This window comes from Pseudomonas sp. FBCC-B1667 (genome assembly GCF_059133255.1).
The window spans coordinates 830,938-851,459 of sequence record NZ_CP101437.1 but is presented as its reverse complement, the minus strand read 5'-3'; the positions used below and the strand labels follow the sequence as shown (position 1 = coordinate 851,459).

General features: G+C 60.2%; 16 protein-coding genes. 3 read left to right on the top strand and 13 right to left on the bottom strand.

Features of this window, described 5'->3' with window-relative positions:
* Nucleotides 1–186: 186 nt before the first annotated feature.
* The 7 genes from purU to NL116_RS03700 form a co-directional block, all read right to left on the bottom strand.
* On the bottom strand, nt 187–1,044 hold the full coding sequence (gene purU / locus NL116_RS03730; protein WP_208671122.1) for a formyltetrahydrofolate deformylase: 858 nt from the start codon (nt 1,042–1,044) through the stop codon (nt 187–189).
* Between the two features lie 133 nt (nt 1,045–1,177).
* Nucleotides 1,178–1,810: a sarcosine oxidase subunit gamma gene (locus NL116_RS03725; RefSeq protein WP_494376064.1), complete on the bottom strand. Its 633-nt coding sequence runs from the start codon at nt 1,808–1,810 to the stop codon at nt 1,178–1,180.
* 130 nt (nt 1,811–1,940) lie between these two features.
* Nucleotides 1,941–4,958: a sarcosine oxidase subunit alpha gene (locus tag NL116_RS03720; RefSeq protein ID WP_494376063.1), complete on the bottom strand. Its 3,018-nt coding sequence runs from the start codon at nt 4,956–4,958 to the stop codon at nt 1,941–1,943.
* Nucleotides 4,955–5,284 carry a sarcosine oxidase subunit delta gene (locus tag NL116_RS03715; protein WP_059407449.1) on the bottom strand — a complete coding sequence of 110 codons (330 nt, stop codon included), beginning with the start codon at nt 5,282–5,284 and terminating at the stop codon, nt 4,955–4,957. The genes NL116_RS03720 and NL116_RS03715 overlap by 4 nt, the downstream gene beginning before the upstream one ends.
* A 14-nt stretch (nt 5,285–5,298) precedes the next feature.
* Nucleotides 5,299–6,549, bottom strand: a complete 1,251-nt coding sequence (locus NL116_RS03710; RefSeq protein ID WP_007947735.1) for a sarcosine oxidase subunit beta — start codon at nt 6,547–6,549, stop codon at nt 5,299–5,301.
* Nucleotides 6,550–6,572: 23 nt separating this feature from the next.
* Nucleotides 6,573–7,826: a serine hydroxymethyltransferase gene (gene glyA, locus NL116_RS03705; protein ID WP_494376062.1), complete on the bottom strand. Its 1,254-nt coding sequence runs from the start codon at nt 7,824–7,826 to the stop codon at nt 6,573–6,575.
* Between the two features lie 196 nt (nt 7,827–8,022).
* A complete protein-coding gene (locus NL116_RS03700; protein ID WP_494376061.1) occupies nt 8,023–8,733 on the bottom strand; it encodes a TraX family protein in 711 nt (236 codons plus the stop codon).
* 134 nt (nt 8,734–8,867) lie between these two features.
* Between NL116_RS03700 and NL116_RS03695 the strand changes: the two genes are divergently transcribed.
* Together NL116_RS03695 and NL116_RS03690 are read left to right on the top strand one after the other, a co-directional pair.
* Entirely contained in the window at nt 8,868–9,908 is a 1,041-nt protein-coding gene (locus NL116_RS03695) for a threonine aldolase family protein (RefSeq protein WP_494376060.1), read from the top strand.
* A gap of 142 nt (nt 9,909–10,050) precedes the next feature.
* Nucleotides 10,051–10,875 (top strand): SDR family oxidoreductase, encoded by an 825-nt coding sequence (locus tag NL116_RS03690; protein WP_494376059.1) that lies wholly within the window; start codon nt 10,051–10,053, stop codon nt 10,873–10,875.
* 118 nt (nt 10,876–10,993) lie between these two features.
* On the opposite strand, the gene gbcB is transcribed toward NL116_RS03690, so the two are convergent.
* Nucleotides 10,994–12,094, bottom strand: coding sequence for a glycine betaine monooxygenase reductase subunit (gene gbcB / locus NL116_RS03685; protein ID WP_494376058.1), 1,101 nt, complete (start codon nt 12,092–12,094; stop codon nt 10,994–10,996).
* Nucleotides 12,095–12,375: 281 nt separating this feature from the next.
* Here gbcB and gbca point away from each other — a divergent pair, with 281 nt between their 5' ends.
* Nucleotides 12,376–13,671: a glycine betaine monooxygenase oxygenase subunit gene (gene gbca, locus NL116_RS03680; RefSeq protein ID WP_494376057.1), complete on the top strand. Its 1,296-nt coding sequence runs from the start codon at nt 12,376–12,378 to the stop codon at nt 13,669–13,671.
* Nucleotides 13,672–14,441: 770 nt separating this feature from the next.
* Here gbca and NL116_RS03675 read toward each other — a convergent pair.
* From NL116_RS03675 to dgcB, 5 genes are all read right to left on the bottom strand, one after another.
* Nucleotides 14,442–15,608 carry a retropepsin-like aspartic protease gene (locus NL116_RS03675; RefSeq protein ID WP_494376056.1) on the bottom strand — a complete coding sequence of 389 codons (1,167 nt, stop codon included), beginning with the start codon at nt 15,606–15,608 and terminating at the stop codon, nt 14,442–14,444.
* Between the two features lie 130 nt (nt 15,609–15,738).
* Entirely contained in the window at nt 15,739–16,305 is a 567-nt protein-coding gene (locus NL116_RS03670; RefSeq protein WP_494376055.1) for a GNAT family N-acetyltransferase, read from the bottom strand.
* 122 nt (nt 16,306–16,427) lie between these two features.
* Nucleotides 16,428–17,198, bottom strand: coding sequence for an electron transfer flavoprotein subunit beta (gene etfB, locus NL116_RS03665; protein ID WP_494376054.1), 771 nt, complete (start codon nt 17,196–17,198; stop codon nt 16,428–16,430).
* A gap of 15 nt (nt 17,199–17,213) precedes the next feature.
* Nucleotides 17,214–18,434 (bottom strand): electron transfer flavoprotein subunit alpha, encoded by a 1,221-nt coding sequence (etfA, locus tag NL116_RS03660; protein WP_494376053.1) that lies wholly within the window; start codon nt 18,432–18,434, stop codon nt 17,214–17,216.
* Nucleotides 18,434–20,383, bottom strand: coding sequence for a dimethylglycine demethylation protein DgcB (gene dgcB / locus NL116_RS03655; RefSeq protein ID WP_494376052.1), 1,950 nt, complete (start codon nt 20,381–20,383; stop codon nt 18,434–18,436). Before dgcB ends, etfA begins: the two co-directional genes overlap by 1 nt.
* Between the last annotated feature and the right edge of the window lie 139 nt (nt 20,384–20,522).

Genomic DNA, 20,522 nt, shown 5'->3' with positions numbered 1-20,522 from the left:
TTTTTATGTAGCGGTCGCGTCGCCATGAAACGGCGGCGCGTTGATTGCTCGGGTTTGTTGCCTGTGTCTTGCGTTGTCCTTTAGGACCTCATCGCGGGCAAGCCCGCTCCCACAGTGGACGGGGTGAACACAAGGTCTGTAAACGACAAAGAACCCTGTGGGAGCGGGCTTGCCCGCGATAGCGATCTAAAGAACGACGGTGCGATTGGCGTTGAGGAACACCCTTCGCTCAATGTGATACCCAACGGCCCGTGCCAGGGTCAGCCCTTCGATATCCCGCCCCTTGGCGATCAGGTCTTCCGGGTAATGACTGTGGTCCACGGCCTCAACGCCCTGGGCGATGATCGGGCCTTCGTCCAGGTCGTTATTGATGTAATGCGCCGTCGCGCCGACCAGTTTCACGCCCTTGTTGTAGGCCTGGTGGTACGGCTTGGCGCCCTTGAAACCGGGCAGCAGGGAGTGGTGGATATTGATCGCCTTGCCGTCGAGTTTGCGGCACAGCTCCGGCGACAGGACTTGCATGTAGCGCGCAAGAATCACTAGTTCGGCGCCGGACTCTTCGATCACCTGCCACACCTGGCGTTCTTGCGACGGCTTGTCGTTCGGGTCCAGGGGGAAGTGGTAATACGGAATCTGGTGCCAGTCGGCCAGCGGCTTGAGGTCGGGGTGGTTGGAGACCACGGCGGCCACGTCCATCGACAACTGGCCGATGCGTTGGCGATAGAGTAAGTCGTTGAGGCAGTGATCAGCCTTGGAGACCATGATCACCACTTTTGGCCGGTAGTTCGGCGGGGTCAGTTCGAAGACCATGCCGAAGGCTTTGCCACGTTCTTCCAAGCCGACACGAAATGCCTGTTCATCAAAGCCGTCGGGCTGGCGGAATTCCACGCGAATGAAGAAACGGCCCGAGAGCCGGTCGTCAAAGGAGTGGTGCTCGGTGACGTAGCAGCCCTGCTCGAACAGAAAGCGGGTCACCGCGTCCACGGTGCCGAGCACGCTTGGGCAGTCGGCGGTCAGAATCCATGTGTCTGGGGCGCGGCTCATAGTGCGGTGACTCCTGTAGCGAAACTGATCGTTCCCACGCTGTGCGTGGGAACGCCGCCATGGACGCTCTGCGTCCGCTTTGGGACGCGGAGCGTCCCGGGATGCATTCCCACGCACAGCGTGGGAACGATCATTACGCCTGAACGCTAAGCCCGTATTCGGCGGCAGCATCCTGCAACCACAACCACCAGTAGTCCGAGAAACTGCGACGGATCAGCAGTTCCCAGGTGTCTTCAGCCGTATGGCGGATCACCAGTTGCGACTTGGCGAACACCGTGCCCACAGCCTTGCCGACCGGGAAGTTGTTGGGGTGTACGTCGTAGCTGGTGGATTTCATCAGCACCTGGCGCACGTTCGGGCCGCTCAGTTCGAGGATCTGCTGGCCGCCGCTGACATTGGTGATGGCGATGTGCAGGTCGCCCAGCGCTTCACGCAGTTTTTGCTCTGCAGCGAATTCTTCACCGGTTGGCACGATCAGCAGCCATTCATCCGGACCCATCCATTGAAGGCTGGTTTCGCCTTTGATGACGACGGTCAGCGCAGCCGGCAATTCGATACCGAGCGCCTTGTGGACGCCGGCAGCAAACGCAGCATCGTGGCCATCGCCACGGATGGTCAGGTGGCCGAGGAGTTTCTTCTCACGCACGATTACGCCGGCATTTTTGCGGCCCTTGCCCACCAGGCTGGCGAGGTCGGCATGATGCAGCGACGACTCGGCCTTGGCCCCGGTGGTTGGGCGTTGTTGGTAAACATTGGCTGCGGTCATAAAGCACCTGTTCCTGAATTCGTGTGCCCTGTGGGAGCGGGCTTGCCCGCGATGGGAGCGACGCGTTCTGCCTGAAGCACCGCGTTATCGTTCATCGCGAGCAAGCCACGCTCCCACAGGTACTGTGGTGTTACACGTTCTGGCGATCGCCTTTTGGATCGAAGAACACCGAAGAAACGATTTCCGCCTCGATCACGCTGCCGTCGGCCAGCGGTGCGAACACACGCTCACCGATGCGCTTCAACCCGCCTTTCACCACGCCCATGGCAAACGAATAGCCCAGGGAGTTGTGCAGGTAGCTGGAGGTGACGTGGCCAACCATGGTCATCGGAATCGTTTGCTTGGTGTTGAACACCAGTTGCGCGCCTTCCGGCAGCCATTTGGTCGGATCAATCGGCTTCAGGCCGACCAACTGTTTGCGCTGATCACGCACGCAGTCTTCGCGGTTCATGCCACGTTGACCGATCCACGAGAACGGTTTGGTGCGACCAACGCACCACCCCATGTTCAAGTCGTCCGGCGTCATCGACCCGTCAGTGTCCTGACCAACGATGATGAAACCCTTCTCGGCCCGCAGGATGTGCATGGTCTCGGTGCCATACGGGGTCAGGTTGTACTGCTTGCCAGCCTCGGCGATTTTCTCGAGCACGCCCATGGCGTAGTCGGCCTGCACGTTGACTTCGTACGACAGCTCACCGGTAAACGAAATCCGGAAAATCCGCGCCGGCACACCGCCGACCAGAGCTTCTTTCCAGGTCATGAACGGGAAGGCTTCGTTGCTCAGATCGGCGTCGGTCACTTCGCTGAGCAGCTTGCGGCTGTTCGGCCCGGACAGGGTCATGGTTGCCCAGTGATCCGTCACGGAAGTGAAGTACACCTTCAGGTCCGGCCATTCGGTCTGGTGGTAGATTTCCAGCCATTGCAGCACGCGTGCAGCGCCGCCGGTGGTGGTGGTCATCACGAAATGGTTGTCGGCCAGGCATGCAGTCACGCCGTCGTCGAACACCATGCCGTCTTCTTTGCACATCAGGCCGTAGCGCGCCTTGCCCACATCGAGCTTGGTCCAGGCGTTGGTGTAGATGCGGTTGAGGAACTCGCGGGTGTCCGGGCCCTGGATGTCGATCTTGCCCAAGGTCGAAGCGTCCAGCAGGCCGACGCTGTCGCGCACGGCTTTGCATTCGCGTTTCACGGCTGCATGAATGTCTTCACCGTTTTTCGGGAAGTACCACGGACGTTTCCATTGACCGACGTCTTCGAATTCGGCGCCGTTCTTCACGTGCCAGTGATGCAGCGCGGTGTGACGGACAGGTTCGAAAATGTGCCCACAGTGACGGCCGGCCACAGCACCGAAAGTTACCGGCGTGTAGTTCGGACGGAACATAGTGGTGCCCATCTGCGGGATGGTCACGTTCAGCGAACGGGCAGCGATGGCCAGGCCGTTGACGTTGCCGAGCTTGCCCTGGTCAGTGCCGAAGCCCAGTGCGGTATAGCGTTTAACGTGCTCGACCGACTCGAAGCCTTCGCGGGTCGCCAGTTCGATGGCGGCGGCGGTGACGTCGTTTTGCAGGTCGACGAATTGCTTCGGCGCACGTGCGGTGTTCTTTTCGTGCGGCACCTGGAACAGCGCCAGGGTCGGCTCTTCCAGACGGCTCAGGGCTTTGGGCAAGGTGCCTTCGACCACACTGAAGCCGGCTTCGCTGGCTGCGCGAGCGCCCCCTTCAAAACCGTCGGCCAGGGAATCGCCGAGGCCGTAGACACCGTTGATGCCACCGACGCACACGCGTTTTTGCGGTGCTTCGCCCGGTACAAAACCAAGGATGTCTTCACGCCAGATCGGCTTGCCGCCCAAGTGCGACGCCAAGTGAACCACCGGGCTGTAACCACCGGAGCTGGCCACCAGATCGCAATCGAGCCACTCGCCAGGACTGGTCACGGCGTGTGCTTTGACATCAATCGCGGCCACACGAGCAGCGGTGACGTGCTTGCTGCCACGGGCCTCGATCACGGCGCTGCCGGTGAGGATGCGGATGCCTTTGGCGCGTGCTTCTTCAACCAGTGCACCACGCGGATTGCTGCGGGCGTCGGCGATGGCCACCACTTGCAGGCTGGCGTCGAGCCAGTCCAGAGCAACGCGGTAGGCGTGATCGTTGTTGGTCGACAGCACCAGTTTTTTGCCCGGTGCCACGCCGTAGCGGCGCACGTAAGTCGACACAGCGCCGGCGAGCATGTTGCCCGGCACGTCGTTGTTGCCGTACACCAGCGGACGCTCGTGAGCGCCGGTCGCCAGCACGACACGTTTGGCGCGAACCCGGTGGATGCGCTGACGCACCTGGCCAATCGGAGCACGGTCGCCGAGGTGATCGGTCAGGCGCTCGTGGATGGTCAGGAAGTTGTGGTCGTGGTAACCGTTGACCGTGGCGCGCGGCAACAGCAGCACGTCCGGGGTGTTTTTCAGTTCGGCGATGACGCTGGCGATCCATTCGGCAGCAGGTTTGCCGTCGAGGCTTTCGCGGGAGTCGAGCAGGCTGCCGCCGAACTCTTCCTGTTCATCGGCGAGAATAACGCGAGCACCACTGCGAGCAGCCGCCAATGCAGCGGCCAGGCCGGCAGGACCGCCGCCGACGATCAGCACGTCGCAGTGCTGGTTCATGTAGTCGTAGGTGTCCGGATCGTTCTCGGTCGGCGAGCGGCCAAGACCGGCGGCCTTACGAATGTACTTCTCGTAAGTCATCCAGAACGATTGCGGGTACATGAAGGTTTTGTAGTAGAAGCCCGGCGGCATCAGCTTGCCGCCGACCTTGCCGAGAATGCCCATCATGTCGTTGTTCACGCTTGGCCAGCCGTTGGTGCTGGTGGCGACCAGGCCTTGGTACAGCGCTTGTTGCGTGGCGCGTACGTTCGGGATTTGCGTGGCTTCCGTTGCGCCGATCTGCAGCACGGCGTTCGGCTCTTCAGCACCCGCGGCGAAGATGCCGCGCGGGCGGGAGTACTTGAAGCTGCGACCGATGATGTCGACGCCGTTGGCCAGCAGTGCAGCGGCCAGCGAGTCGCCTTCAAAGCCTTTGTAGCTCTGGCCGTTGAAGGTGAAGCTCAGCACTTTGTTGCGGTCGATCCGTCCGCCGTTGGACAGGCGATTGATCTGGCTCATACCTTCTCTCCCAGAGCCGTGGCGGCCGCTTTCGGGCTATCGGTCTTGTCGGTGAATTGTGGCTTGGTGCCGATCTTGTAAGTTTCGAGAATCTCGTAGGTCACGGTGTCACGGGTGGCGTTGAAGTACTGACGGCAACCGGCGACGTGATCCCACAGCTCGTGGTGCAGGCCGCGAGGGTTATCGCGGAAGAACATGTAGTCGCCCCACTCCTCGTCGGTGCAGGTGGTCGGGTCCAGAGGGCGCGGGATGTGCGCCTGGCCAGATGCGTGGAATTCCTCTTCGGAGCGCAGTTCGCCGCAGTGAGGACAGAAGATATGCAACATGGGGATTTCTCCTGTTAGTGGGCAACCGCAGCAGCGCCGTGTTCATCGATCAACGCACCGTTGTGGAAACGGTCGATGGAGAAAGGTGCAGCCAATGGGTGCATTTCACCCTTGGCCAGACTCGCGGCAAACACGTTGCCCGAGCCAGGTGTTGCCTTGAAGCCACCGGTGCCCCAACCGCAGTTGAAGAACATGTTCGGCACCGGGGTTTTCGAAATGATCGGGCACGCATCCGGCGTGGTGTCGACGATGCCGCCCCACTGACGGTTCATGCGTACGCGGGACAACACAGGGAACATCTCGACGATGGCCTGGATGGTGTGCTCGATCACCGGGTACGAACCGCGCTGGCCGTAGCCGTTGTAGCCGTCGATACCGGCGCCGATCACCAGGTCGCCCTTGTCGGACTGGCTGATGTAACCGTGTACGGCGTTGGACATGATCACGCTGTCGATAATCGGCTTGATCGGCTCGGACACCAGCGCTTGCAGCGGATGCGATTCGATCGGCAGACGGAAACCGGCGAGCTTGGCCATGTGCCCGGAGTTACCGGCAGTCACGACACCGACGCGCTTGGCGCCGATGAAACCCTTGTTGGTTTCAACACCGATGCACACGCCGTTTTCCTTGCGGAAACCGATCACTTCGGTCTGCTGGATCAGGTCGACGCCCAGGGCGTCGGCGGCACGGGCAAAGCCCCACGCCACGGCATCGTGACGGGCCACGCCACCGCGACGCTGGACGGTTGCGCCCATTACCGGGTAGCGGGTGTTCTTCGAGCAGTCGAGGTACGGGATCTCGTCGGCGACTTGCTTGGCATCGAGCAGTTCGCCGTCCACGCCGTTGAGGCGGTTGGCGCTGACCCGACGCTCGGAATCACGAATGTCTTGCAGGGTATGGCACAGGTTGTAGACGCCACGCTGGGAGAACATCACGTTGTAGTTCAGGTCTTGCGACAGGCCTTCCCACAGTTTCATCGCGTGTTCGTACAGGTGCGCCGACTCGTCCCACAGGTAGTTGGAGCGAACGATGGTGGTGTTGCGCGCGGTGTTACCGCCGCCCAGCCAGCCTTTCTCGACCACGGCCACGTTGGTGATGCCGTGTTCCTTGGCCAGGTAGTAGGCGGTCGCCAGACCATGCCCGCCACCGCCGACGATGACCACGTCATAGACCTTTTTAGGGGTCGGCGTGCGCCACATTTTCTGCCAGTTTTCATGATGGCTGAGGGAGTGTTTGAAGAGGCCGAAGCCCGAGTAGCGTTGCATAGTCATTTACTCCAAAACCGCGCTCAGCGATAAACCGGGAAGTCCGCGCACAGGGCCGATACTTGCTGTGCAACATTGGCCTCGACATCGGCATCGCCGAGGTTGTCGAGGATGTCGCAGATCCAGCCGGCCAGCGTGACGCACTGGGTCACCTTGAAGCCACGCGTGGTCACCGCCGGGGTGCCGATGCGCAGGCCGGAGGTCACGAACGGTGACTGTGGATCGTTCGGGACAGCGTTCTTGTTCACAGTGATGTGGGCGCGACCGAGTGCTGCATCCGCGTCTTTGCCGGTCAGGCCCTGACGGATCAGGCTGACCAGGAACAGGTGGTTATCGGTGCCGCCGGACACTACATCGTAGCCGCGTTTGATAAACACGCCGGCCATGGCCTGGGCGTTGTCGATGACTTGTTGCTGGTAAGCCTTGAAGCTCGGCTCCAACGCTTCCTTGAAGCACACCGCTTTACCCGCGATGACGTGCATCAGCGGGCCGCCCTGGGCACCCGGGAAAACGGCCGCGTTGAGCTTTTTCTCGATTTCTTCGTTGGATTTGGCCAGGATCAGGCCGCCGCGTGGACCGCGCAGGGTCTTGTGAGTGGTGGTGGTCACCACATCAGCGTACGGCAGCGGGTTCGGGTACAGATCGGCGGCGACCAGACCGGCGACGTGCGCCATGTCGACGAACAGCAGGGCGCCCACCTTGTCGGCAATCTGGCGGAAGCGCGGGAAGTCGAGGGTCTTGGAGTAAGCCGAGAAGCCGGCAACGATCATCTTCGGCTTGCACTCGACGGCCAGGCGCTCGACTTCGTCGTAGTCGATCAGCCCGGTCTTGGTGTCGATGCCGTACTGCACGGCGTTGTACAGCTTGCCCGAGGACGACACTTTGGCGCCGTGGGTCAGGTGACCACCGTGGGCCAGGCTCATGCCGAGGATGGTGTCGCCCGGCTGGATCAGGGCCAGGTAAACGGCGCTGTTGGCCGAAGAGCCTGAGTGCGGCTGGACGTTGGCGTAGTCGGCACCGAACAGTTGCTTGGCGCGTTCGATGGCCAGGGCTTCGACCTTGTCGACGTGCTCGCAGCCACCGTAGTAGCGCTTGCCCGGATAGCCTTCGGCGTATTTGTTGGTCAGGCCACTGCCTTGCGCTTCCATGACGCGTTTGCTGGTGTAGTTCTCTGACGCGATCAGCTCGATGTGATCTTCCTGGCGTTGTTCCTCGGCATTCATCGCCGCCAGCAGTGCATCGTCGTAACCCTGGATCTGGTCTTGCTTGCTGAACATCGCGTCTCTCCCAGCGGCATCTATGCGCCATTCGTCTCGGTAAGGCACTGGTGTTTCGACAGTGCCCTTTGAATGCGATGGTATGACCGGCGCAGACAGGCCAAATGCCTACGGACGCCACGCAAAGGTGCGTTTACGACATGAGCCGAAATGCCTGACCGGACACGACCCCGAGCCACTCGGGATCCCACAGGGTTTAGGTTGCGATTTGGCGAACGAGTAACAGCAGGAGAAAATGCAGCGGATACAGAGCGTATGCCCAACGCCGCATTGGCGGTGGATGAATGCCTTGGGCATGTCGCAAAAGCGCCATCCCCAATAACGGCGCAATCAGACAAGCGGCAATGCCGGGAACCGCAGCACTGTTGCCCAGCTTCGCGGCATACATCAGCACCCGCCATTCATTGGCCGCCAGACACACCAGCCCCGGCAGCAACGCGAAATACCAGGGACGCCGAATCACCAACACCATCGCCAGCGGCAACAACACCCCGAAGAAACCAAACATCAGCCGCTGCGAGAACAATATTGCCAACGTCAACGCGACGGCTGCCAGCAATCGCGATGGCAGCGTCGGGTGCTGCCAGCCCCGCGCGACCAACAGCCCAAGCGCCAACGTGGGTAACACGTTCAACGTGTCGGGATCAGGAATGTACAGCCTGTAAGGAATCTCGCTGACGGCACTGAACAGCAGCAACCAGCCCAGATAACGCCACTGATGTGTAACTTCTCGTGCACGGAAAACATTTACCGCCATCGCCAGGCAGAACCATGGAAACGCCAGCCGCCCCGGGACATACAGCAGATCGACGGAATAACCGACATATCGCAGGTGATCGAGCACCATGCTCAGCAGCGCCAGCCACTTGAGCAGATCCAGTGCCCCATCCCGTTGCGTCATGTGCATAATTGCCCGTCGTCTTTTGTATTTTTCTGTCAGACGCAGCGCGTGTGCTCACCGGATGATCTTCGGTAAAGTGCGCACCATCATTGACCACGATTCGCTTCACCATAGGCGACTCGACCACGGAAAGCAGGGCCATGACCGATAAGAGCCAACAATTCGCCAGCGACAACTATTCCGGTATCTGCCCTGAAGCCTGGGCGGCCATGGAACAGGCCAACCACGGCCACCAGCGCGCCTATGGCGACGATGAATGGACCGCTCGCGCGTCCGACGATTTCCGCAAACTGTTTGAAACCGACTGCGAAGTGTTTTTCGCCTTCAACGGCACCGCCGCCAACTCCCTGGCCCTGTCGTCGTTGTGCCAGAGTTACCACAGCGTGATCTGCTCGGAAACCGCCCACGTCGAAACCGACGAATGCGGCGCACCAGAATTCTTCTCCAACGGCTCCAAATTGCTGATCGCCCGCACTGAAAACGGCAAGCTGACCCCGGAATCAATCCGCGAAGTCGCCCTCAAGCGTCAGGATATCCACTACCCGAAACCCCGTGTCGTGACCCTGACCCAGGCGACTGAAATCGGCAGTGTCTACACCCCGGAAGAAATCCGCGCCATCAGCGTAACGTGCAAAGAGCTGGGCCTGAACCTGCACATGGACGGCGCGCGGTTCTCCAATGCCTGTGCGTTCCTCGGTTGCTCCCCGGCAGACCTGACCTGGAAGGCCGGCGTTGACGTGTTGTGCTTCGGCGGCACGAAAAACGGCATGGCGGTCGGTGAGGCGATTCTGTTCTTCAACCACACACTGGCTGAAGACTTCGACTACCGCTGCAAACAGGCCGGCCAACTGGCCTCGAAGATGCGTTTCCTCTCGGCGCCGTGGGTCGGGATTCTGGAAAACGACGCCTGGCTCAAATACGCCCAACACGCCAACCGCTGCGCGCAGTTGCTGGCCGAACTGGTGAGCGACATTCCAGGCGTGGAACTGATGTTCCCGGTGCAGGCCAACGGCGTGTTCCTGCAATTGTCCGAACCTGCGATTGCCGCCCTGACCGCCAAGGGCTGGCGCTTCTACACCTTCATCGGCAATGGCGGCGCACGCTTCATGTGTTCGTGGGACACCGAAGAAGAACGCGTACGCGAGCTGGCCGCCGACATCCGCGAAGTCATGTCCCGCTAAGCAGCAATCCGATCCCCTGTAGCGAGGGGGCTTGCCCCCTCGCCACAAAAGCTCCTCGCAAGCAGTTCCTTCCCGCCTACCTGGTCTACATTGTGTGCGAGCGGTTTAGTCCGCTCTCATAACAATAATCAGGAGCGCACGCATGTCCTTGAAAGGCAAAACCCTGTTCATCACTGGCGCCAGCCGCGGGATCGGCCGTGAGATTGCGCTGCGCGCAGCGCGTGACGGGGCCAATATTGTGATCGCGGCCAAAAGCGCCGAGCCACACCCGAAGTTGCCGGGTACGATTTTCAGCGTGGCGCAAGAAGTTGAGGCGGCGGGCGGCAAGGCACTGGCCTTGCAGGTGGATGTGCGTGACGAAGACGCTGTACGCAAAGCGCTGGCTCAAGCCAATGAACATTTCGGTGGTATCGATGCGCTGATCAACAACGCCGGGGCGATCAAGCTGACCGGAGTTCAACACATCGAGCTCAAGCGTTTCGACCTGATGCACCAGATCAACACCCGCGCCGTGTTGCTGTGCAGCCAGGCCGCCCTGCCCTATCTGAAAAAAACCGGCGGGCACATTCTCAACCTGTCGCCGCCGCTGAACCTGGCAACACAATGGTTTGCCCAATACAGCCCTTACACCGTGACCAAATACGGCATGAGCATGCTGACGATTGGCATGAGCGAGGAATTCAGGAATTACGGCATCAGTGTCAACTCGCTGTGGCCACAGACCATGATCGCCACCGCCGCCATCGAGTTTCAACTTGGCTCGCGCGAATCGTTCAAGCATGCGCGCTCACCCGCAATCATGGCGGATGCCGCCCACGTCATCCTGGACAGCAGTGGTCGCAGCATTACCGGGCGATTGCTGATTGATGAGGAGATTCTGCGGGAGCATGGCGTGACCGAATTCGATCACTACCGCTTTGAGCCCGGCACCGATGACAAGCTGATGCCAGACCTGTTTGTAGACTGAAACACCAACCCTTGTGGGAGCGAGCTTGCTCGCGATAGCGGTAGGTCAGCCAACATTGATATTGAATGTACCGCCGCCATCGCGAGCAAGCTCGCTCCCACAGGTTGCGCGGCGTTTATCAGAACTCGATACGCACGTCGCCCTTCGGCACGCTGCAGCACGACAGGATGAATCCTTCGGCCTCGTCTTCTTCGGTGATCCCGCCGTTGTGGTCCATTTCGACCTCGCCACCCAGCTTCATCACCTTGCACGTGCCGCAGATGCCCATCCCGCACGCTTTCGGAATCAACAGCCCGAGCTTGGCCGCAGCCGCGTGCACGGTTTCACCCGGCGCCACACGAATGCTTTTGCCGGACGCGGTGAATTCCACCTGATGCAGGTCCGCCACATCGACTTCCGGGGCATCCGCCGCTTGCTCGGCTTGCTCCACCGCGTCGGCGCGGGCTTCCGCTGGCGTCGCGCCGAACGATTCCTCGTGGTAACGCGACATGTCGAAACCGGCGGTCTCGAGCATGCGTTTTACCGCATTCATATAGGGCGTCGGGCCGCAGCAGAAGACTTCGCGCTCCAGGAAGTCCGGCGCCATCAATTCGAGCATCTTGTGGTTCAGGTAACCGCGATAACCGGCCCACGGCTCACCCAGACCATGCTTCTCGCAGATCAGGTGCAGGCTGAAGTTATCGATCCGCGACGCCATGTGTTCCAGCTCGCGGTGGTAAATGATGTCTTTGGGCGAGCGGGCGCTGTGAATAAACACCATGTCGACATTGCCGTTGGTGTCATAGAACCAGCGCGTCATGGACATGACCGGCGTGATGCCGACGCCGCCGCTGAGGTAGAGCACCTTCGGCGCGGTGAAGTCCATGGCGTTGAACAGCCCGACCGGGCCGTGCACCGCCAGTTCCTGTCCTTCATGCAGGGTGTCGTGCAGCCAGTTCGAAACCTTGCCGCCGGGTACGCGCTTGATCGTCACCGAGAAGCTGTAAGGCACCGATGGCGAGCTGGAAATGGTGTAGGAGCGCATGATCGGCACGCCTTCGATTTCCAGCTCCAGGGTGACGAACTGCCCCGGCTTGAAAAAGAACAGGATCGGCTGGTCGGCCATAAAGCAGAAGGTGCGCACATCCCAGGTTTCCTGGATGACTTTGACACAACGGACGATGTGACGACCATTGGCCCAGGTCTGGGTCGTTACCGGATTCAGGAAGCTGTTGGACATGCTGTTCTCCACCGCCGATGCTCGGCCTTATGTTGGCGATTCTGCGTAACGTGCGAACCACCCATTTACCTATCTGCGACATTCACATACTTATCGCGACCAAGCCCCAACTACCGGGGGTTGCGCGTCGGGAACAGAGTGGGCCATGTCGCTCGCAGATAAGGTTCCGGGCAACGCCGGCCCCACACTCGCTCCACACAACGACAGTTTCTTTACGCCTTGCGATGTAACCGTATCAGCCACTTTCGCCGGCCACACAGAATGGCCTTGAGGATTAAATGATGGACGTCACCACTACCCTGAGCCTGGGCGATCCGCTGGAACCCGCACGCAAGGCCACCGCGCAGATGCTGCAAGAGCGTGAGCGTACTTTCTCGCTGCCGCAGCCGTTTTACTCTGACGAGCGGCTGTTTGATATCGATATGCAGGAAATCTTCCAGAAGGAATGGTTGATCGCCGGCATGACCTGCGAAATCCCGACCAAGGGCAACTTTCTGACCCTGGAAGTTGGCAAGAACCCGATCATCGTGATTCGCGGCGCCGACGGCGTGGTGCATGCGTTCCACAACGTCTGCCGCCATCGCGGTTCGCGGTTGTGCACCACTGAAAAAGGCAAAGTCGCCAAACTGGTTTGCCATTACCACCAGTGGACGTACGAACTGGACGGTCGCCTGCTGTTCGCCGGCACCGAAATGGGCGACGACTTCGACATGAAGCAGTACGGCCTCAAGCCGGTCAACGTGAAGACCGCCGGTGGTTACATCTTCATCAGCCTCTCGGAGAACCCGCCGGCCATTGATGACTTCCTGTCGACACTGAGCCATTACATGGAACCGTACGACATGGAAAACACCAAGGTGGCCATCCAGACCACCTTGTTCGAAAAAGCCAACTGGAAACTGGTGCTGGAAAACAACCGCGAGTGCTACCACTGCAACGCCTCGCACCCGGAACTGTTGAAAACCCTGCTGGAATGGGACGACGTTACCGACCCGCGCGCCGACCAGGCCTTCAAGGACCACGTCGCCGCCTCCGCCGCTGCCTGGGAAGCCGAGAAGATCCCTTACGCCCACGCCAGCTTCGGCCTGCGTAACCGCATCGTGCGCATGCCGCTGCTCAAAGGCACCGTGTCGATGACCATGGATGGCAAACAAGGCTGCGCCAAGCTCATGGGCCGTATCAAGAACCCGGACCTGGGTTCGATGCGCATCCTGCACCTGCCGCATTCGTGGAACCACTGCATGGGCGATCACATCATTGTCTTCACCGTGTGGCCGATCAGCGCTCAGGAAACCATGGTCACCACCAAGTGGATCGTGCACAAGGACGCGGTCGAAGGCGTGGACTACGACGTCGAGCGCATGCGCAAGGTGTGGGATGAAACCAACAACCAGGACCGTCGACTGGCGGAAGAAAACCAGCGCGGCATCAACTCTACGGCGTACCAGCCTGGGCCTTACTCCAAGACCTATGAGTTTGGTGTGGTGAACTTTGTGGACTGGTACAGCGAGCGCATGCTGAACAACCTCGGGGCTGAGCCTGCCCCTTATCTCAAAGGTGTTCCTGTTCAAGGCTGACAGAGCTAAAAGCATCGCGAGCAGGCTCACTCCGACAGGGGATTTGTGACCGACACAGATCAAATGCAGGAGTGAGCCTGCTCGCGATGGCGCCCTCCTTACCAACACCCCTTCAATTGATACACCTCCCGCCATCTAGAACTGTACGAAATATGATCTATTCCGTTCAGCGCTATGCCACGCGCACCTCACAGCCTTCCACAAACAAGTTATCCACACCTCCACCCACAGCTATTGGGGACAAGTGTGGTTTTACAGAAAACTTTCTCCCCACAAACCGAATAAAATCCGTGACTTATCCAGAAGCACGCTTTTTAACAGCGACTGGTTGTTTTTTGATCAAAAGCCTACAAGGCACGCTACACGTGGCTTGTAGAGGATGGCAAACACCTTATCCACAGAAGCGCCAACAGACTTTGGGGGCAACTTCGGCGGATCTGTGGAAAACCGCTGAAAGCCGCGAAAAATCGGGCATTGCGAGCTGCTTACCCTGCTTAAACGACGATTTGGTCGTTTCTTGATCAGTCTCCTGAACAGCCCTGTCTGTATGGCCTGTAGCGGTTAACAAACATCTTATCCACAGAAGCGCCAACAGAGATTGGGGGCAAGTATGGGCGAGCGTAAAACCTTATCCACCGCAAAAAGCATGTAAAAACCGCAAGTTAGGCTGGTTGTTTTTTGTACGAAGCCATGCAGCCCTTGATTTATAGGAGGTGCAGCGAGGGGTGAACACGTTATCCACAGAAGCGCTAACAGGCTTTGTGGGTAAATCAGATTTTATTCAGGCATGAGCGCCCCGATATCGCGTCCAGGCTCAATTCATAATCATTGAATACCCGCCACCCAAGCAAAATCGAAGGTACGTACTGCCCTGAAACCAAAGACGGAGGAATGGTGAAGCCTGGATAGTATTTGTAGGTAATGACCCGGATGTCGCCAGACAGATCCAACTCACCCTTGAACGTCTGGTGCCGCGAGTTTTCCGCGACATGAACAGGCAAGTCACCAGGCGCGGCCGACGTCAGGTAATCCACATTTCCGGTGTCCAGAATCGCCAACGTCGCCCGACGATCCAGCCGTGCGGCAATGGTCAGTCGTTGATTGATATCTGCACGGGAATAGGTCACCGGCGAATCGCACCGCGCAGGAGGTTCCGCGTTGAGCTCCAAGGTCTTTTTCGTGAGCTTTAACCGCCCCAACTTGCCGACCAGATCCAGCCCCAACAAGTTATCCCGGTCACTGACAAATACCAGGACGTTCTTGAACTCGCTTCCACCTACCTTTAACGATTGCAAGACCCCGAGCTTGGCCGACAGGTCATGTTCGCCATAAAACGTGCTGTAGCCGTAATGGGAGTCGGTTAACAGCGTGATGCCCATGCGCTTGGCGGTTTCGGCGTTGACCCGGGTTTGCGGTGCGCCGGTGTCGACAATAAAGCGCGAGGAGACGCCATTAGCCGCTATGACATCGATGTAAGGCAGCACTTCATCCGTGACGTAGCCCTCACTGGGGCGTGGATAAACCGTTAGTACTTCATGGCGTTTGGTGCTGGACACCGAAAAATCGCCGGTCGCGCGCAGGGTCGCAATCGATCGACGGCCAAACATGGAAAACAAGACGTTGAGTTCAGGGTCACTCGCGATGGCCAGAGCATGACGGCGCTTGATCGCCAGGTAGTAATCAGGCAATTGATTGGCGGCTTTGGCCTCGAACATGCGGGCGAAAACCGACACTGAACAGTTGAGGTTGTTCGTGGCGTCCACGACTTTGTCGCACTGCTGGCGTAGTTGGGCCAAGGATGCTTTTTGCCCCTGATCCGACGCCAGCCACTGATAAAAATCCTGACCGGACTCTGCGTTGACAGCCGCCATCAACCCGGCCGGCACGCACATCACCCCGCCAAGTAACCAGGCCGCACGCCAACGTAACGCCTTCATGTTCAACCCACGTATAAAAACGGGTGTACAACTCAGCGCTGAACGTCTGAAAGCTCCGTGAACCGTGCTGCACCCTTCACCAGCGCACAGCAAAACTGTAGTTCACCGAACGGCAGGGCGGGAGGCGTCCCTACGGCCGGTACATCAAATACGCTTCCCCCGTCACCCGAATCATCGGGTGAGGCGTGATCTGGCAGGTGTCGACGATACGGAAGCCATGCCGCTCGTAAAACCGCCGCGCTCCAGTGTTGGCGGCATAGTCGATCAGACTCAGGCCATTGAGCCCCAACTGATTGGCGCGGTCGTAGGCGTAAGCGAGAAATTGCTTGCCCAGGCCCTGGTTCCGCCAGCCCTCATGCAGCGCCAGGCTGGAAATGTACAGGGTGTCGGGGATTTCCATCGTGGCGTACGGCGCCAGCACCGGGTCGGTGACGGGCGCTGCCATTGGGTCATGGCGCATCTCATAGCTGTGCATCATGCCGATGACTTCCCCGTTCACCTCGGCGATCAGGCAATTTTGCCAAGAGAAATCCACATCGTCGCGGGCATAGCGCAAGGCGCCGACGTCCAGCAAATCCTGGCCGGGCCCGGCTATCTGGCTCCAGATGTAATCCGCAGCGCCCTCTGATGAAATCTGGAACAAGCGAGCAATCTCCCGCGCATCCGAGCGCAGGGCCGAACGAAATTCAACGGTCATTATTTCCCCTTGTGGGAGCGGGCTTGCTCGCGAAAGGGGCCTGACATTCAACATTGATGTCAACTGAACCACCGCCTTCGCGAGCAAGCCCGCTCACACATTAGATCTTCACTGGATGTGCGTTAGCGGACCACGCCTTCTTCGATCAGCAACTTCAGAATGGCCTCGGCACCCGCTTGCGCCGTGACGCCTTTGAGTACCTGCCCGCCGCCTCCACTCGCCTTGGCTGTCGCCGCTTTCATCCGGTCTGCACCGCTCTTGGCCTTAATCACCTTGAGGCGTTTAGGCCGGGGTTTGGCCGGTTGCAACGTGGCGACCGCCAACAGTTCATCGTCGATCACTTCGACTTCATCGGCGTGCAGCACACCCCGTCGAGCCGGGCCGTAGGCGCTTTGCCGAGGCTTCGGCGCAGCGTTATCCACCGTCGCGAGAAACGGCAGGCGCACTTTCAAGCGACGACGCTGACCACGCGGCAACGCTTGAAGCACCAGCGCCGAATGGCCGTCGATGGATTCGACCTGCGCCAACCCGACCACCAGCGGCCAGCCCAGGCTTTCCGCCAGCAGGAACGGCAACATGCCCGAGCCTTCGCCGGTTTCTGCCTGACTGCCCGTCAACACGACCTGCGCCCCAGCATCACGCAGATAAGCGGTCAACGCCGGCAATGCATCGGCGCCTGACGGTTGCTCCAGCACATGCAACTGTTCCAGCCCCATCCCCAGATAAGCCCGTAACGCCGGTTCCGCGACATCGCCGGCATGCAGCACGTGCAGGTTATCCCCCGCCAGTTGCAGGCCCAGTTCCACCGCGCGTGCATCCTGCTCCGCGCGGCGCGGCCGGCCGGAGGTCGGGTGGGCGCCGATGGACACCAGGCTGATGATTTTCGTGCTCATAACCCTTTCCTTCCCTTAAGCCGCATCGCGCTTGGCGTCGTTGCGGTATGCCGCTACCGCATCGATCAAGGCTTGAAGAATCTCGGCGCTCTCACCGATCACCGACAGGTCGGCCCGTTTGATCATGTCGCAGCCAGGGTCGAGGTTGATCGCCACCACCTTGTCGCAGGCACCAATGCCTTGCAGGTGCTGGATCGCCCCGGAAATACCCACCGCCACATAAACCCGCGCGGTGACCCAGGTGCCGGACGCACCGACCTGACGGTCGCGCGCCATGAACCCATCGTCCACCGCCACGCGGGACGCGCCTTCGGTAGCACCCAGTGCTTCGGCGGTCCTGTGGAAAAGTCCCCAGTCCTTGACCCCGTTGCCGCCGGAGAAGATGAATTCGGCTTCGGCCATCGGAATCGCCGCCGGGTCCACCGCCACAGCGCCCAAATCCTCGATACGCGACAAGCTGCGCACCACGGCTGTGGATAACTCCACCGGCAAAGCTTCGTGACGGGTTTCGCTGACCGGTTCGGCGCATTCGGCAGCGGCCAGAATCAACCGCGCAACCGGACGCGCAAGGTCTTGCAAACCCGCACCGGCGCGGCCGATGCATTCCTGATCCTTGACCTGCCAGACCCGTGTGGCCGGGCGTTCGCCCAATGCAGCGGCAAAGCGCCGACCAAGTTCACCACCGCCGCTGCGGCTGTCCGGCAGCAACCAGTGACGCGGGGTGAACTGGTTATCCACAGCCCGCAGGCCCTGCACCCGTTGCTCCGGTGCATAACCGCTGAATTCGTCGCCCGCCATTACCAGCAAGCGGTCAACACCAGCTGTAGCGAAGGTGTTTTCCTTGTGCTCGCCGAACACCACGGCCAACACCGCGCCATCCTCGCCGGCCAACTGATGGGCCAGACCGAGCAAGTCGCGGTCGTGGCTGCTCAAGCGGCCACCGACCATGTCCGGCACCACGCTGATGTAGAACGCCGGTGCCGGCACTTGATGCAGCGGCAATTGCACTTCAACAGCGGCGGTGCGTTTAGTCGCCCCGCCTTGTTGAGCGCCACTGCGGTCAATGCGCTTGATGCCGTTGGGGCCGATAAAACCGATGCCGTGCAGATTCTTGCGGATGACGCCATTAGGGCCCATCCAGCTGTGTTGCGCCGGTTGCATGGCCGCGTGCAGGGGATGCAAGCGATTACGGGCAATCCATTCGGCACGGGGATCGCGGCGGATAATGTCGCTCATCAGTGGGCCTCCGCAGGTTCACGCTGGGCCGGCGTGGTGGGTTTGCTCGGCGCCGCGTCTTCGAGCAACGCGTCGGCCACCAGTTCGGCGATGTCCTTGATCAGCGGACGCGGTTCAACCACGCCTTCGAGCATCGCCGTGCATTGTGGACAGCCCACGGCCACCAGTTCGGCGCCGGTTTCGCGGATGTCTTCCATGCGCATGTCGGGGATCCGTTGCTTGCCCGGAATGTCGGTGATCGGCGCGCCACCCCCGCCGCCGCAGCAACGCGAGCGGAAACCGGAGCGTTGCATTTCTTTCACTTCAATCCCGAGGGCGCGCAGCACTTCACGCGGCGCCTCGTACTCGCCGTTATAGCGACCGAGATAGCACGGGTCGTGATAGGTCACGCTGCTGCCTTTGTGCTGACCAAGGTTCAAGGCGCCTGCACCGATAATTTCCGCCATGTAAGTGCTGTGGTGCTGCACGAGGTAGTTGCCGTCGAAGGCGCCGTACTCGTTTTTCAGCACGTGGAAGCTGTGCGGGTCGCAGGTGACGATGCGGTTGAAGCTGTACTTGGCCAGGGTCTGGATGTTGCGCTTGGCCAACAGTTGGAACGTTGCCTCATCGCCCAGGCGTCGGGCCACGTCACCGCTGTCGCGCTCTTCCAGGCCGAGCACTGCAAAGTCGACCTTGGCCGCTTTCAGCACTTTGACGAAGGCGCGCAGGGTGCGTTGGTTGCGCATGTCGAAGGCGCCGTCGCCGACCCAGAACAGCACGTCGACGGATTTCTTCTCGCTCATCAGCGTGAGGTTCAGGTCCGCCGCCCAGTTCATCCGCCCGCCCGGGGCGAAGCCGCCAGGGTTGTCGGTGGCGATCAGGTTTTCCAGGACTTCGGCACCCTTGTTCGGGGTCGCGCCTTTTTCCAGGGTCAGATGACGACGCATGTCGACGATGGCGTCGACGTGCTCGATCATCATCGGGCATTCCTCGACGCAGGCACGGCAAGTGGTGCAGGACCACAGGGTTTCAGCGTCCACAAGGCCGTTGACAATCGGTTGATGCGGATTGCCCCCGTGTTCACCGATGGCTTTGCCTGGATACGGGCTGCCGGCGAACTTGGCATCGGTGCCACCGGCGAGGCCGACGACCATGTCCTGAATCAGTTTTTTCGGGTTCAGAGGCTGGCCGGCAGCATACGCCGGACACGCGGCTTCGCATTTACCGCACTGCACACAGGCGTCGAAACCGAGCAGTTGGTTCCAGGTGAAATCCTTGGGTTTTTCCACGCCCAGTGGCGCGTGGGGATCGTTCAGGTCAAGCGGTTTCAAACCGGTGGAACGGCCGCCATTAAAACGTTCGGCGCGACGGTGCCAGGCCAGGTGCAAAGCCCCGGCGAAGGCGTGCTTCATGGGTCCGCCCCAGGTCATGCCGAAGAACAGTTCACTGACGCCCCACAGCACACCGACGCCGAGGATCGCTGCCACCACCCAACCACCGAAGTTTTCCGGGAGGATGCCGGCGACCGGCAGGGTCAACAGGAAGAAGCTCGCAGAGAACGCCAACAAGCTTTTCGGCAGGCGCATCCACGGGCCTTTGGACAAACGGGCCGGTGGGTTGCGACGACGCAGGTACACAAAGATTGCGCCGACAAACATCACAGCCGTCATTAACAGCAGCGCGTAACCCAGGATGCGGTTATGCAGGCCGAAACCGTGCACCAGAATGGCCAGCACGATGGATGCCACTGCGCCACCGGCCGTGGCGACGTGGGTGTTGGCAATGTATTTGTCCCGCGCGACGACATGGTGCAAATCGACCATGTAGCGTTTGGGCATGGCGAACAGGCCGCCGATCAGGTCGACTTTCGAAGCCCGGCCTCGGCGCCACATAGCCACCCGCCGCAACGCGCCGAGGACGGCAAGGCCCAGGGCTGCGAACAACAGGATTGGAAGAAGGGTGTTCAACATGGTGGAGCTCCCAAAGACCTCGGGGTCTTGCAGGTCGAGATGCCTTACTCGGTTCCTGTGGGAGCGGGCTTGCCCGCGATTGCATTTTGTCAGTCACATCTGCATTGACTGACCCACCGCTATCGCGGGCAAGCCCGCT